This window comes from Streptoalloteichus tenebrarius (assembly GCF_024171885.1).
GTDB classification, from domain to species: domain Bacteria; phylum Actinomycetota; class Actinomycetes; order Mycobacteriales; family Pseudonocardiaceae; genus Streptoalloteichus; species Streptoalloteichus tenebrarius.
The window spans coordinates 134108-149080 of sequence record NZ_JAMTCP010000003.1 but is presented as its reverse complement, the minus strand read 5'-3'; the positions used below and the strand labels follow the sequence as shown (position 1 = coordinate 149080).

General features: G+C 70.7%; 15 protein-coding genes. All 15 read left to right on the top strand.

Annotated features, from left to right (window positions below):
* Positions 1-10: 10 nt before the first annotated feature.
* The 15 genes from LX15_RS04290 to LX15_RS04220 all read left to right on the top strand — a co-directional run bounded on the left by LX15_RS04290 (position 11) and on the right by LX15_RS04220 (position 14050).
* A complete protein-coding gene (locus tag LX15_RS04290) occupies positions 11-460 on the top strand; it encodes a phage tail protein (RefSeq protein ID WP_253668150.1) in 450 nt (149 codons plus the stop codon).
* Positions 457-2139, top strand: a complete 1683-nt coding sequence (locus LX15_RS04285) for a phage tail sheath family protein (protein WP_253668149.1) — start codon at positions 457-459, stop codon at positions 2137-2139. The genes LX15_RS04290 and LX15_RS04285 overlap by 4 nt, the downstream gene beginning before the upstream one ends.
* Complete coding sequence (locus LX15_RS04280) at positions 2132-2572, top strand: phage tail protein (protein WP_253668148.1); 441 nt, start codon at positions 2132-2134, stop codon at positions 2570-2572. Before LX15_RS04285 ends, LX15_RS04280 begins: the two co-directional genes overlap by 8 nt.
* Positions 2573-2578: 6 nt before the next feature.
* A complete protein-coding gene (locus LX15_RS04275; protein WP_253668147.1) occupies positions 2579-2773 on the top strand; it encodes a hypothetical protein in 195 nt (64 codons plus the stop codon).
* 7 nt (positions 2774-2780) lie between these two features.
* A complete protein-coding gene (locus LX15_RS04270) occupies positions 2781-3461 on the top strand; it encodes a CIS tube protein (protein ID WP_253668146.1) in 681 nt (226 codons plus the stop codon).
* Entirely contained in the window at positions 3458-4543 is a 1086-nt protein-coding gene (locus LX15_RS04265; protein ID WP_253668145.1) for a phage late control D family protein, read from the top strand. Before LX15_RS04270 ends, LX15_RS04265 begins: the two co-directional genes overlap by 4 nt.
* 11 nt (positions 4544-4554) lie before the next feature.
* Positions 4555-5202: a phage baseplate assembly protein V gene (locus LX15_RS04260; RefSeq protein WP_253668144.1), complete on the top strand. Its 648-nt coding sequence runs from the start codon at positions 4555-4557 to the stop codon at positions 5200-5202.
* A 91-nt stretch (positions 5203-5293) separates the two neighbouring features.
* Positions 5294-5683 (top strand): PAAR domain-containing protein, encoded by a 390-nt coding sequence (locus LX15_RS04255; RefSeq protein WP_253668143.1) that lies wholly within the window; start codon positions 5294-5296, stop codon positions 5681-5683.
* Positions 5684-5689: 6 nt separating this feature from the next.
* The gene (locus LX15_RS04250) at positions 5690-6112 is read left to right on the top strand and encodes a GPW/gp25 family protein (protein ID WP_253668142.1); all 423 of its coding nucleotides are present in this window, start codon (positions 5690-5692) and stop codon (positions 6110-6112) included.
* Positions 6109-8073 (top strand): putative baseplate assembly protein, encoded by a 1965-nt coding sequence (locus LX15_RS04245; protein WP_253668141.1) that lies wholly within the window; start codon positions 6109-6111, stop codon positions 8071-8073. Before LX15_RS04250 ends, LX15_RS04245 begins: the two co-directional genes overlap by 4 nt.
* A 59-nt stretch (positions 8074-8132) precedes the next feature.
* Positions 8133-9476 carry a phage tail protein gene (locus LX15_RS32960; RefSeq protein ID WP_253668140.1) on the top strand — a complete coding sequence of 448 codons (1344 nt, stop codon included), beginning with the start codon at positions 8133-8135 and terminating at the stop codon, positions 9474-9476.
* Between the two features lie 9 nt (positions 9477-9485).
* Complete coding sequence (locus LX15_RS04235; RefSeq protein ID WP_253668139.1) at positions 9486-10523, top strand: hypothetical protein; 1038 nt, start codon at positions 9486-9488, stop codon at positions 10521-10523.
* Positions 10520-11755 (top strand): hypothetical protein, encoded by a 1236-nt coding sequence (locus LX15_RS04230; RefSeq protein ID WP_253668138.1) that lies wholly within the window; start codon positions 10520-10522, stop codon positions 11753-11755. Before LX15_RS04235 ends, LX15_RS04230 begins: the two co-directional genes overlap by 4 nt.
* A 55-nt stretch (positions 11756-11810) precedes the next feature.
* Positions 11811-12734, top strand: a complete 924-nt coding sequence (locus LX15_RS04225) for a hypothetical protein (protein ID WP_253668137.1) — start codon at positions 11811-11813, stop codon at positions 12732-12734.
* Positions 12735-12763: 29 nt separating this feature from the next.
* Positions 12764-14050: a single stranded DNA-binding domain-containing protein gene (locus LX15_RS04220; protein ID WP_253668136.1), complete on the top strand. Its 1287-nt coding sequence runs from the start codon at positions 12764-12766 to the stop codon at positions 14048-14050.
* Positions 14051-14973 lie beyond the last annotated feature (923 nt).

Genomic DNA, 14973 nt, shown 5'->3' with positions numbered 1-14973 from the left:
AGGAACGGCGATGCCCACCGGCCAACGCAACGATCCGTACGCCGCGTTCAACTTCACCCTCGACATCGACGGGTTGTCAGGGTCGCACGGGTTCTCCGAGTGCAGCGGCGCCAACACCGAGCAGGACGTGATCGAGTACCGCGAGGGCACCATGGACGCGGCCGTGGTGAAGATCCCCGGGCTGAAGAAGTTCGGCGACATCACCCTCAAACGCGGCTACACCACCAACCGCGAGCTGTGGGAGTGGCGGCGGGCGGTGCTCCAGGGGAAGGTGGTGCGCCGCAGCGGGCACATCGTGCTCAACGACGAGGCGGGCAAGCCCGCGCTGCGGTGGAAGTTCACCAACGCCTGGCCCAAGCGGTACGCGGCGCCCACGCTCAGCGGCACGACGAACGAGGTGGCCGTCGAGGAGCTGGTGCTGGCTGTGGAGAGCCTGGAGCTCGAACAGGGGGCCAAGTGACCGCCCCGGCCCGCCGGTCCGCCCCCACCGGGGGTGCCCCGCTCGGGACCCACCGCGCGCCCGGTGTCCGTCTGGAGTGGCTGGACGCCGCGCCGCAGTCCCGGGCCGCGGTGCGGACGGACGTCGCGGGTTTCGTGGGGATCGCCGAGCGCGGTCCGCTGCACCGGGCGGTGCGGGTGGACGGCTGGGACCAGTTCCGGGGTGTGTTCGGCGGGCACCTGGCGCACGCCCACCTCGCCTACGCGGTCGAGGGGTTCTTCGCCAACGGCGGCAGCCAGTGCTGGGTGGTGCGGGTCGCCGACCCGGTGACCGCCGCCATGGCCACCGCGTCCCTGCCGGGCTCCGACGGGATCGCCGGACTGACGCTGCGGGCCAGCAGCCCCGGCGGCTGGGGGAACCGCGTGGAGTACCGGGTCGGCCCGGTCGGCCCCGAGCGGTTCACCCTCACCCTCCGGTTCGGCGAGGTCGTCGAGGTGTGGCACGGGTTGTCGGTCCGGGCGGACGCCGTGGGAGGACGGGACCCCGAGCGCGCGCTCAACGATCCGGTCACCGGGTCCCGCCTGGTCACCGTGGCCTGGTCCCGCCCACCGGAGGACGCGCCGCCGCCACTGCCGGGGAACGGCCGGCTCTCCGGCGGCGCTGACGGGTTGTCCACGCTGCGCCCCGAGCACTTCACGTCGGAGACGGAGAACTGGGGGCTCGGCGCGTTGACGAACGTTGACGACGTCGCGCTCGTGAGCGTGCCCGACTGCTGGCCCCGCCGCGCCACCCCCGTGCGTCGACCACGGACGCCACGTGACCTGTGCGGCGCGCTCGCCCCGGTAACTCGTTTCTCCACTGTGGATGGTGGTGAGCCGCCGGCGGCGTTCACCGCGCGGGAGGTCGCCGAACTCCAGCACGCGGTGCTGCGCCACTGCGAGCGACGCGCCGACCGCGTGGCCCTGCTGGACGCGCCGCCGTCGCCCGAGTGCGGGGCGGTGCTGACACCGAACGACGTGATGGCCTGGCGTCGCCAGTTCCGAAGCGCCTACGGCGCCCTGTACCACCCGTGGTTGGTCGTGCTGGACCCGAGGAGCCGGGGCGCCGACACCACGGCCGTTCCGCCCAGCGGTCACGTGGCCGGGCTGTGCGCGCGGACCGACCGGACGATGGGCGTGCACCGGGCGCCCGCCGGCGAGGTGCTCCGCCTCGCGGTCGACACGACGTCCTCTGTGGACGACGACACCCACGGCTCCCTCAACAGCAGGGGAGTCAACGTGATCCGGTCGACCCAGGGGGTCCGTGTGCTGGGCGCGCGGACCCTGGCGGACGCCGACTCCGAGTGGCGGCACCTCAACGTCCGGCGGCTCATGCTCGCGCTGGAGAAGCAGATCACCGCGGACACCGCGTGGACGGTGTTCGAGCCGAACTCGCCCAACCTGCGCGGCGAGCTGGAACGGGTGGTCAGCGGGGTCCTGGAGGACGTCTGGCGGTCGGGGCGGCTGGCCGGGGGCACCCGCGAGGAGGCGTACCGGGTGCGGTGCGACGCCGAGGTCAACCCCGACCGCGAGCTGGCCGAGGGGCGGCTGACCTGCCTCGTCGAGGTCAACCTCCCGGCGCCGGCGGAGTTCGTGGTGCTCAGGGTGGTGCGCACCCCGGCGGGCGTGCAGGTCGAGGAACCGGGGAGCGGCCGTGGTTGAGCTGGGCCGGTCCCGGTACCCGTTCGTCGCGTTCCGGTTCGAGGTCCGCGTCGACGAGATCACCGTGGCCGGCTTCAGCGAGTGCGGCGGGCTGCGGATGGAGACCGAGGTGCAGGACTACGCCGAGGGCGGCGTCAACACCTACGTGCACAAGCTGCCCGTGCGCACCAGGCAGAGCAACATCCAGCTCCGGCGCGGGGTGGCCGACCGCGTGCTGTGGGACTGGTACGGCGAGCTGGCCAAGGGCCTGGTCCGCCGGCGCAACGGCACCATCCTGGTCCACGACGCCGACGGGAGCCGCGTGGTGGCCTCCTGGCACTTCCGCAGGGCGTTCCCCGTGAGCTGGACCGGGCCGGAGCTGGACGCCACGCGGAACCAGGTGGCGGTCGAGACGATCGAGCTGGCCCACGAGGGCCTGGAGCGGAGGAGCTGACGCCGCATGCCGCTGCACATCGAGAACCTGACCAGCCGGGTCCACCTCGACGCGGGCACGCGGTGGACGAAGGCGCAGCTTGACGAGCTGGTGGACCTGGTCAGCGCCCGGCTGGCCAGGGACCAGCGAGAGGCCGCGCGACTGGCCGAGGAGACCGCGTTGCGCCGCGACGCGATGCCGAGCGACCCGATCGCCCGGTGAGGACGCGATGAGCCTGACCAAGATCCATTTCGAGGTGTTGGACAAGGCCGCGGTCGACCGGGCCCGAGGCCTGTCCGACCGGTTCGTCGCCCAGTTCAACCCCACCGACTACACCCTGGTCAAGGGCGCGCAGCTCGCCGAGATCGGCATCCCCGGCGTCGACTCGCCCGTCCTCCAGTTCGTCAGGGGCCAGGACGAGCGGCTGACGCTGGAGCTGCTGTTCGACACCACCGCCACCGGCATGGGGGAGAAGGCCACCGACGTGCGCACCCTGACCCGGCAGGTCTACCAGCTCGTCAAGATCCAGCCGGCCACCCACGCCCCGCCCCGGTTCCGCGTCACCTGGGGCAAGGGCCTGTCCTTCACCGCGATCGCCGAGCAGGTCCAGCAGCGGTTCACGTTGTTCAGCCCCAGCGGCATCCCGTTGCGCGCCACGGTCACGCTGGCGATGCGCGAGTACAAGACGTTGGAACGGCAGCTCGCGGAGCTGAAGCTTCAGTCGCCGGACCACACCAAGGTCAGGGCGGTGCGCCGGGGGGAGACCCTGGCCACGATCGCCGCCAGGGAGTACGACGACCCCCGCGCGTGGCGGGCGATCGCCGACCGCAACCCCGGCGTCGACCCCCGCCGCCCGCGCCCCGGCACCGTGCTGGAGATCCCGCCACTGGCCCCCGGGAGCGCGCCATGACCAGCTCGGCCCAACCGATCTACCCCGGCCAGGACTTCTACGTCCCGACCTTCGAGGTCAACCCGCCGGGCCGGCGGATGGCCAGGGACGTGCTGCACGACGTGATCGACGTCAGCTACGCCGACGGGATCAGCCAGATCGACAGCTTCACCTTCACCGTCAACAACTGGGACGCCCGCACACGCGCGTTCAAGTACAGCGACGGCGCGACCTTCCTGCCCGGGCGGAAGCTGGAGCTGTGGATGGGCTACCGGGGCGGGGCCGGGCTGCGCCGGCTGATGACCGGGGAGATCACCTCGCTGCGCCCCAGCTTCCCCGCCACCGGCCAGCCCACGCTCGCGGTCACCGCGCTCAACGTGCTGCACCGCTTCCGCGACCGGCAACAGACCGTGGTGTACGAGAAGAAGACCGACAGCCAGATCGCCAAGCAGATCGGCGACCGGCTCGGCGTCCAGGTCCACACCGCGCCGAGGAACGAACAGCCCTACCCGTACCTGCTCCAGGACAACGAGTACGACATCGTGTTCCTGCTCGACCGCGCCCGCAGGATCGGCTACGACCTGTGGGTCGAGGAGGAACAGCGGTCCGGCCGCAGCGTGCTGCACTTCGAGCCGTCGGCCGCTCTCCGCCGGGTCGCCTACCGCCTGACCTGGGGGAAGTCCCTGCTGGAGTTCGAGCCCACGTTGACGATCGCCCGACAGGTCAACCAGGTCGTCGTCCACGCGTGGGACCGACGCCTGAAGAAGAAGATCAAGGCCACGGCGCGGCGCGCCGACATCGGCGGCCACGCCGACCAGGAGGTGGAACGCGCCTTCGCCCAACGGGCCGAGGTCACCTCCGTGGTCGTGGCCAACGAGCAGGAGGCGAACCGGATCGCCCAGGACCGGCTGCGCGACATCGCCCACGACATGATCCAGGCCAGCGGGTCCACCGTCGGCCTTCCCGACCTCCGCGCCGGCAGCAAGCTGCGGATCGACGGCCTCGGCCGGCGCTTCGACGGGACCTACTTCGCCACCGGCACCCGGCACGTCCAGAACGACTCCGGCTACCGGACCTCCTTCGAGTGTCGTCGCGAGAGTTGAGGGGACAGCACATGGCGGACCACGGACTGCTCGTCGGCGTCGTCGTCGACCTCAACGACCCGGAGAAACTGGGCCGGGTCAAGGTGAGCTACCCGGAACTCGGCGACGCCCGCAGCGACTGGGCCCGCCTGGTGACCCTCATGGCGGGCAAGCACCGCGGCGCGGTGTTCCGACCGGAGAAGGGCGACGAGGTGCTGGTCGGCTTCCTCCAGGGGGACCTGCGCGCGCCCTACGTCCTCGGCAGCGTGTGGAGCGCGCCGGACCCGCCGCCGCCCGACGACGGCAAACCGTCGGAGAACAACTGGCGGTTCATCACCTCCCGCAGCGGCCACGTCATCCGGTTCGACGACACCAGGGGCAAGGAGAAGATCGAGATCGTTGACCGGAGCGCGAAGCGCCGGGTGACCATCGACAGCGCGCGCAGGAAGGTCCGGATCGAGGCGACCGAGGGTGACGTGGAGATCTCCGCGCCCTCCGGCACCATCCGGCTCTCGGCCAAGACCATCGAGCTGAACGCCACAACCACCGTGAAGATCAACGGCCAGCGCACCGTGGAGGTCGGTGGCGGGACGTCCGTCAAGGTCAGCTCCCGGCTCGGGCTGTCGCTGTCCGCCGGCACCGGGCTGACCATCCGGGGCGCCACCGTGGACATCAACTGAGCGCGTCGTCCACGGACGCCGCGCAGACCGAGGACTGGCGACGACAGACCGAGGACCCACCGCACCAGGCGAACGCGAGAGGGGACCGACCATGGGCAAGCCCGCGGCCAAGCTCGGCGACCGGGTGACCGCGCTGGACACACACCTGATCCAGCCGCCGGGCACCACGCCACCCGTCCCCGTGCCGCACCCGTTCAACGGGATGCTGCTCGGCCAGCTCTCCCGCAACGTGCGGATCGAACGACGCCCCGCGGCGATCCTCGGCAGCACGGCGACCAACATCCCGCCGCACATCCCGCAGGGCGGCACGTTCGTCAAGCCACCCACGAACCAGGGCCGGGTCATCCTCGGCAGCCTCACCGTCCGGATCAACGGCAAGCCCGCCGTGCGCGCCGGCGACCTGGTCATGACCTGCAACGACCCCGTCGACCTCCCGGTCGGTCGGGTGATCGCCGTCAGCACGGTGCGGATCGGCGGGTGAGGCGACGTGGACGGCGACATCCTCGGCCAGGGGCTGGCCTTCCCCATCCGACCGGGACCCGGCGGGGGACTGCGCCGGTCCTCCGGAGCCGAGAAGGTGCGGCAGAGCATCTGGCTCATCCTGTCCACGAGGCTCGGCGAGCGGCAGATGCGGCCCGACTTCGGCTGCGGCGTCCACGACCTGCTCTTCGAACCCAACACCGTCCTGCTGCACGGTGTCGTGGCCGAGAAGGTCAGGACCGCGCTGACCCTGTGGGAACCCCGCGTCGACGTGCTCGACGTGGCCACGGAGGTGCCGGCGGACACGCGGGACTGCCTGCTGGTGCGGGTCAGCTACCGCGTCCGGTCCGACAACACCACGCACAACGTGGTCTACCCCTTCTTCCTGAGCGAGGGCGCCGCCACCGGCGTCGGAGGGAGCGCGGTGTGACGCTGGAGACGCCGAAGCTGGACCGGCGGACCTACGCGGACCTGGTCGCCGAGGCCCACCGCCGCATCCGCCGCTTCTGTCCTGAGTGGACGGACCTCAACCCCAGTGACCCCGGGGTGACCCTGGTCGAGCTGTTCGCGTGGCTGACCGAGACGATGCTCTACGAGCTCAACCAGGTCCCTGACCGGGCCTACCTGAAGTTCCTGGAGCTGGTGGGGCTGCGCCCGCGCCCCGCCCTCCCCGCGCGCGCCGAGGTGACCTTCACCCCCAACCCGCAGGCCGAACGGGTCGTCGTGCCGGCGGGCACGCAGGTCGCCGCCACGGCGGGCGACGCCCTCGTGGTCTTCGAGTGCGACGAGGAGTGCGACCTCGTCCCGCACGCGCTCACCGACATCGTCGTGGTGGACGGGCGCAGCCGCGTCGCCGTCCTGACCGAGGGCGTGCGCCAACCGGGCGCGTTCCGGCCCCTCGGCTGGATCCCCCGTGTGGGCAACGCCCTGTACCTCGGCTTCTCCCCACCGCCCGGGGCGCCGGACAACGCCGCCGGTCGCTTCCCCGCCCGGCTGCGCCTCCACGTGACCCTGCCGCCCTCGGTCCGGGCCGGCCTCGCCCGCCGGTGCTCCGCCCCGGTCGCGGCCGTCGCGCCGGACGTGCGGCTGGTGTGGGAGTACTGGGGCAGGGAGGACGAGACCTGGTGGCGCCCGCTGCCCGTCCTGACCGACGCCACGGCCCAGCTCACCGTCGAGGGCTACCTCACGGTGGAGGGTCCGGGGGCGATCCGGCCCACCCGGGCCGTCGAGGGGATCGGGCCGCGCTACTGGGTGCGGTGCCGGCTCGCTGGTGGTCGCTACCCGAAGGGGCGCGAGCCGGAGATCGAGGGCATCACGCCGAACACGGCGACGGTGCACAACCTCGTCACCGTCCGCGACGAGCTGCTCGGGCAGAGCGAGGGGCACCCCGACGAGTCCTACCGGCTGCTGCACTCGCCCGTCGCCGCCAGCAGCGTCGAGATCGAGGTCCGCACCGACCCCGAGCTGGACCTCGACCCGGCCGCCGAACCGCGCGCGCCCTGGCGGCGCGTCGACGACTTCCTGGCCTCGAAGCCGGGAGACCGACACTACACAGTGGACGGTGCAAGGGGGACGGTGTCCTTCGGCGACGGCCGGCGGGGACGGATTCCGCCGGTGGGCGCCGAGATCATCGCCGTCACCTACCGACATGGCGGAGGCGCGGCCGGGAACGTCCCCGCCGGGGCGATCACCACCCTGCTGTCCGAACTGCCCGGCGTCGACGCGGTCACCAATCCGCGGTCGGCCACCGGCGGGGCCGACCAGCAGTCGCTGGCCGACCTGAAACGGGAGGCGCCGGCCCTCCTGCGGCACCAGCAGCGCGCCGTCACGGCCGAGGACTACGCGGCACTGGCCCGCGCCGTGCCCGGTGTGGCCGACGCGGTCGCCCTGCCCCTGACCCACCCCGAGCACCCAGGGGAGAAGGTCCCCGGCGCGGTGACCGTGGTGATCGTCGCCGACACCGACGACCGACAACCGAAACCCGGCCACGACCTGGTCGCGGCCGTCTGCGCGCACCTCGAACCGCACCGGTTGGTGGCCACCGAACTCTACGTGCGGGCGCCCGCCTTCGTCGTGATCACGGTGGAGGCGACCCTGGTCGTGGAGCGGCAGGACCGCAGGGACGTGGTGTGCGAGCGGGCGAAGTCCGCCGTGAACGCCTTCCTCGCCCCGCTCCAGTGGGAGGGCGAACGACGACGCGCCCGGTTCCAACAGTGGTTCCTGCCCGCCAGGCTGTCCGGACTGCTCGCGGCGGTGCCCGGGGTGCTCACGGTCCAGAACCTGACCGTGCGCATCGGCGACCAGACCGTCGAGGACCTGCTCAAGCCGATCCCCCTCGCGCCGCACGAACTCGTCACCTACGGCGATCACGACATCGACGTCCACGCCTAGCGCGTGACCAGTCACGACCTGACCAGTCAGAAGCCCAGGGCACACGGTGAGGAGGCGCGGTGCGACCACAGCGACCCACACACTGGTTGTTGGACGGCCGGACCGGCTGGCGCACACAGGCGAGCGACGGGATCACCGTCCGCCACAACCTGCGACTCTCCGGAGGAGTGCCGCCCGGCGGAAGCGCCACCACGGGAAGGCCAGCGCACCTCACGGCCCCGCTGGCGGCCGCGCCCTCCCGCGTCCGCCGGACCTACGTCAGGAAAGGGTGGTGGACCAGTCTCCTCCTCGACAGCCGGGTCCACCGGTGCGACTGGGACCGCGTCGCGTTGGACGTCCGACTTCCACCCGGCACGTCGGTGACCGTCGACACCACCACCTTCGACGAACCGCCGGGACCCGACGCGCTGATCGAGTGGAGCCGGTGCGGCGGGCAGGCGGGACAGGCGGTCCATATTGGACGAACCGCGACGGGCGGCGCCGTGGACTGGCCGGTCCGCAGCCGCCCTGGTCGGTACCTCGCCGTCCGGCTGTGCCTGCGCGGCCCCGGGTGGTGCACCCCGCGTGTCCGTGCGCTCCGCGCGCACTACCCCCGCGCGTCCCACCTCGACTTCCTGCCCGAGGTCTACCGGTCCGCCCCCGACAGCCGGGACTTCCTCGACCGCTTCCTCATGTCGTTGTTGGGAGTCTGGGACGACCTGTCCGACACGATCACCCACCTGCCCGCGCTCTACGCACCCGAGTCCGCGCCCTCCTCGGCGATGCTCCGGCTGCTGGCGAGCTGGTTCGGCGTCGGACTGGACGAAGGTGACCTCCACCCGAGGCGGTGGGTGCGGGCCAACCTCGACGTACGGCGGCGTCGGGGGACCCCGGACGCCCTCCGCGCCCTGATCTCCGCGCTGCTCCACTCCCGGTTCGGCATCCGCACAGAAGGCAGCGGGTTCCCTCGCGTGGTCGAGGGGAAAGCTGGCCAGGGCGCCTGGCTGGCGCTCAACATCCCCGGGCAGTCCACGTTGGGCCGGCCACTCCACCTGTGGAGTGAGGCGATGATCGGGCGCCTCCGAATCGGCGCGTACTCCCAACTGGGCAAGGCCAGGCTGCTGAACGCTGGCGATCCCACCAGTGACATGGCCGCCAGCGTCAACACGGTGGGCCAGCGGTTCCAGGTGTACCTCCTTCTGGAGTGGAAGGAGAAGCCGGGCTTGGCGCAGGCCGTCTGCCGCCTGCTGGAGGAGGAGCGGCCGGCGACCACCGAGTACGAGCTGCGCTGGACCAGCGCGGCGCTGCGCGTCGAGGTCCAGTCGACCGTCGGTGTCGACACGGTCGTGGCACTGCCGCGAGTGGAACCCACCCGGCCTGCCGCGTCACCGGCGCAGGACGACGACCCCTGCGCGACGATCTGAGGAGTCGGCATGTCCCAGGACCACAGTGGACATCTGCAAGATCCCGCGCCCCAGGTCCCGCTGCCGGTGACCGAACGCAATCTGTACTACGCCGGCAAGTTCATGACCGCGAACGACTTCGCGGCGGACACCGACTACCTGCTCAGCCGTCTGCGGCTGCACAATCGCGCCTTCCACGGTTGGGGCGTCGTGCACGGGATGACGGTCAAGCACCACCCCAACAAGGACCAGTGCAAGAACTGGGCGGTGGTGGAATCGGGGTGGGCCATCGATCGCCTGGGACGGGAACTGGTGCTCACCCGCAGACAGCCGGTCCGCCTTCCCCTGGGGCCGTCGTCCTGCGGGAGTCAGCAGTCGCGGGACACGCCCTTCCTCCTCTGCGCGGAGTTTGACCAGCGGTTCGCCGAGGAGGTCCCGACCTTCTACGAAGGCGCGGCGGACCCGGACAAGAAGCAGTACAACCGGTACCGGGACGCGGTCAAGCTGCCTACGGCCGACCTGAACACCCAGGACGAGAAACTGGTGCCGCTCGCCAAGATCGTGCCCAGGGGTAACGGGAACTACGACATCGAGTCGGTCGACACCCCGTTGTCGAGGAGGTTGACCCGGGTCACCGGCCTCAACTGGACGCACGGCGGCGAGTCGACCCTCGAAGGGGAACTGCGCGTCGACTTCGAGCGCCCGCTGCGGGCGTCGGAGGACGGCGCTCGCGGGGTGAACCAGTGGACCTTCCTCGCGGAGTACTCCACTGACCCCAAGGAGGCACGCCGGCCCGTCCCCTTCCTCAGACCACCCCGTCTGGACGAGGCGTCCCGCCGAAGCGCCGTCTACGAGGTGCACCCGGACTTCGTCCGACAACTCCGGCCGGGAACGGTGATCCACGTGACCCTGTACTGCGACTTCCTGGAGGACGAACGCGGGTTGGCGGTGGACGGGACGTTCCTGCTGGGGCGGCTTCCCAGCGGCAACGGCACACCGGGCGGCGACTTCCGGAGCTGGTTCGTGGCCAGTGGCGGGCGTGGTGAGGGTGAGGAGCAGCGGACATGACGGACCCGGGCAACACCTCCAACACCCTCGGCGCCTCCACCCACGGGCAGGATGAGGACCAGCGCTCGTCCGAGGATGCGTCGAAGCAGAAGTCGTTCGAGGAACTCACCCGGCCCCTGTTCTTCGCCGGTCAGATGCTGACCGAGGACGACCTGACCACGCTCGTGACCTGGGTCAGGAACAAGCGTTGGCTGGCCTCGCTCCGACAGGGCTGGGGTGTGGTCCGAGGGCTCGAACTGTCGGCCGATAAGGACGCGACGATCAACATTGGTCCGGGGCACGCGGTCACCGCCAACGGCGACGATGTGGTCGTGCCGAAAGCACACGTCGAGGATCTCAGCAAGGCGTGCGGGAGCGACACGTCCTGCGTCGTCGACCTCGTGCTCCGCTACGACGAGAAGTCGTTCCGGCCGACCCGGGGGCTCCGCCCGCCCAGCCCGCACTCCGCTCAGGACAGCACATGCGGGTCGGTCAACGGAGAAGGGGGAGGCGGCGGGGACTGCCACGACTCGCGCATGGCTGAGAAGTACCGCGTCGATGTGAGGCCAGTGTCCGGAGAGGGCGACCTCCCCGACTGGAAGGAGTGGAAGAAGCGTTACGAAGAGGCGGTCCGTCCACTTCAGAAGGCGATCGACGACAAGTTCCCCGCCGACATACCCGTGAACAAACGTCGGGACTGGTTGAAGGCAGTGATGCCGAAGCCGCCACACCGGTACGCCTTTCTCCCCCTGGCGGTCGAGCAGGCGGAGATGTCCGAACGGAACTGTCTGGAACTGCTCCTGTGGATCGTGCTCGAGCAGATCGACCGTCTGGTGCGCGGACCCGTCCCCCCCGAACAGGCCGGCGACGTCCGACTCGGTCGGGTCTGGCTGACCCGGCCGAATGACCAGAGTCTCTGGAAGATCCACGACATCAGGACCACTCGGCCCTATCGCACCCTGTTCGGGTCACCCACGAAACCCGCACCCTCCGGCCAGACCAATCTGACGGAGATCCTGGGCGGCGACATGGACGAGATCGACGGGGTGCTCGCTCAACATGGCGTCACCGTGTCGGAATGGGTTGAGTGGGTTCCGGAGACGAACCAGAAGCTCAAGCAGATGTTCGCGAACGCCCCGTGTGCGGAGAAGGGCGCGCTCGTTCGCCTCAGTTACATCCAGTCGAATCTCTCTCAGGTTCCCAAGGGTCGACGGTGGATCGTGGGCATGACCAATCTCGTCAAGGAGGGGTGACGTGTCACCATCGGTTCGACGTTATGAACGGCCGCGGTACGTGGAGGGGCAGGTCTTGGACGCGGCCATCTGGGAGGGCGAGCGACACTACCGCGCCGAGGCACGCGCCCAACACGACGACAGGGTCCACCCCGACGGAGCGCTCGTCGCCGCGAACCTGATCTCGCCCACCGGCACCACCGTCCTCATCGGACGGGAGGACGCGGCGGTCGCGTTCGCCGTCGACGTTCCCGGCGACGGTGGCCGGCCGACGCGTCGCCTCAGCCTCGGCAGGGACCAGAACTGCGCGGTGACCGGGGCCGTCGTCACGAGCGGGCTGGAGCTGGGCGGCCAGGGACCGGTCTCCTTCGGCGAGCGCCCCTCGCCGCCGTCGGGCTCCGAGCCGTGGCACTGGTACCGGCTCAAGGGCGGAGAGGAAGGTGACGACAAGGCGCCACCACACCCCGAGTGGCGCATCGAGTTGCCGACACCGTTGGCCGAGGGGGTCCTCGACCCGAACCAGATCAGCGTGCGGACGGTCGCGTCCGGTGGGGCTCGGACACCGGTGCTCACCGTCAACGCCGGAGGGGTCACCACGGTCCACGGTTCACTCAAGGTCCACGGGATGATCGTCCTCAACTCGCCACCGGGAACCGCCCCGCCGGAGAACGCGCTCCAGGTGACCGTCCAGCCCGAACAGAGTGAGAAGAACAAGCTGACCGTCACGGTCACCATCACCAACACGGGGCCGCTCCCCGTGCCGCGGGCGTCGATCGTGGTGACCGTCGTGCCGTCCAACAACATCCAGGCGACCAAGGCACAACTCTTCCAGACCAAGCCCAACCTGCCGCCCCGCGGGACCGCCGTCGCCAAGGAGGACGTCCAGGTCTCGGCCACCGGGCCGGCCCGTGTCGTGGCGAACGTGCTCGGTGTGCTGCCGACCCGACAGCTCTGCCACGGGTGCGGCGTCGCCGAGTGGCAGCTCAAGGACAACGCCTGAGGCCTGTCTGACTCCCAGGGAGGGGCACCGTGGACGAGGACCGCGTCAAACGGGTCAGCTACTCGGACGGCCAGGACCTGCGGCTGGAGGACTTCCAGGCCGAACAGGACTACCACGTGCGCATGCGCCGTTGGCACAACCGGACCGGCCACACCTGGGGCGTGGTCGCCGGCCTGAAACTCGACCTCCAGAAGGACAGGGACCGGCTGGTCGTCCTGCCGGGGTTCGCCATCGACGGCTACGGCAGGGAACTCGTGCTGCTGTCACCGGCGGACGTGCCGATCCAACCCAGTGTCGACGAGGTGCGCACCTACGACGTCTGGCTGTACTACTACTGCTACGCCGCCGACCCCGCGCCTCCGGGATACGCCACCTGCCCCCAGAAGAACGTGCCGTGGTCGAACTACTACCGGTGGGTCGAGGAACCACGAGTCCTGGTCACGCCGGCGCAGGGACCGGCCAATCCGGACAAGCCGCCCAAGGTCCCGGAGGGTGACCTCAAACTGGGGCCGATCCACCCCTCACCCGACGAGGCCGCCAAGTGGCCGGTCCTGCTCGCCAGGGTGATGGCCGGAGGACAGCCCGGGCAGTCCTTCGTCGTCGACCACGGAAGCCGGCGCTACGCGGGCGCGCGCGCCGGATCGGTGCGGCATCCGGACGACAACGTGCGCCTGGACCTCACACCGACCCAGACCGAGCCGAAACGCGACTTCGGAGTCGTCCTGCGGAAGAGCGACCAGGACCAGGAGCTTCTGGGCGTCAGCGAGAAGGGGGCGCGCTTTCCCAAGGGGATGTCGGTCACCGGTGAGGTGCGCATCGAGGGTGGCGCCCTGGCCTTCCCTGCTAGGACAGTCGAACCCAAGACACGACTCCCGTGGAAGGTGTACACGGCGAAGGACGCGAAGACCAACAAGCAGGAACTGCGCGTCGAGCTTCCCGGCGACCGCACGAGCGCGCTCGTCGTGGGTTCCTGGTCCGTCGAGAAGAACGGCTTCAGTCCGTTCCTCACCGTCGGGGCGGACAACACCGTGACCGTCCACGGCACCCTGGTCGTGAACGGCAAACTCGAAGGCGGAGTGGGAGCCGCCATGGAGGTGGGGGCGGCCGGGGCGGTCGGGGCGTCCGGGGAAGCCGCCCCGACCGCCCTGCCCACTCCGACCGAGGAGTCGTTGGCCGCGGGCGTCGCCGCCCTGTTCGGGGCGAGTCCCGACCTCATCCCGCAGTTCGTCCACCTGCTGTGGGAACGGCATCAGCACGCGGCGCGGATCCTGAAGGACGTGGTCGGTCAGTACGGCCACGGGCAGCAGGGGGCGTGACCGGTGGACGCCCAGATCGCGACACTGCACTGCGAGTACCTGGTCAACGCGGGTGATCCCCTGGTCGCCGAGCGGGTTCACCAGGTGGCGCGGACGGACCTCGCCACCGCGCTGGAGGCCGAACTCGCCCCGGTGCTCGACGTCGACCCAGCCGTGTACCTGATCCGCGATCTGGTCGCCGAGGTCCGGCTCGACACGCGGGCGCCGAACCTGCCGCGGGAGTGGGCGCGGCAACTCGGGGCAGCCGTCGTCGCCGCGATCACCCACGGCGGACGGGACCACGACGCCGTCGTCCGTTTCGCCGACGAAGCCGCGTACCTCGCCTCCTACCTGCTCGCGCGGGTCAGGGGATCGGCATGGGACGAGTGGTACTACCGTCCGCTGGGCCGGTTCCACCACAGCCCGGTCAGCGTGGTGATCCGTGAGGCGGTGCCCGCCCAGGACGTCGTGCCCGTGCTCGCGGCCCTGCACGGACAGGGCGCGCTGACCGAGGTCCTGGACGCCCTGGACCGCGAGGCGGTGGCGGAACTCGCCTCAGCTTCACAGTCCTCAGTGGACTGTCCTGGAGCGCCGCGCCCTCTTCTGGGACAAGCCTCCACAATGGACCCTCTCGTCGGCGTCGCACTGCGCTTCGCCGACGCCTGTTCGCTGTGGACCGGTACCCGTCAACCAGCGCTGGCCGTCGCCCGGCGCCAACAGCGCCCGTCCTCTCCGGACTGGCTGGACCCCGACTCGTTGTCCGAGATCGTCGCCGATCTCCTGTGTTACCTGGCCGAGATGGGCGCGGTGCGCCTGCCTCCGGCTGAGATCCCCACATCGTTGCGGGCCGAACTGGAGTGGCTGAACCTTCCCCTTCTGGAGGCGCGCCTGCGCCAACGCCCCCACGAGTCGCTCCCAATGGAGCAGAGTCGAGCCAACCAGGA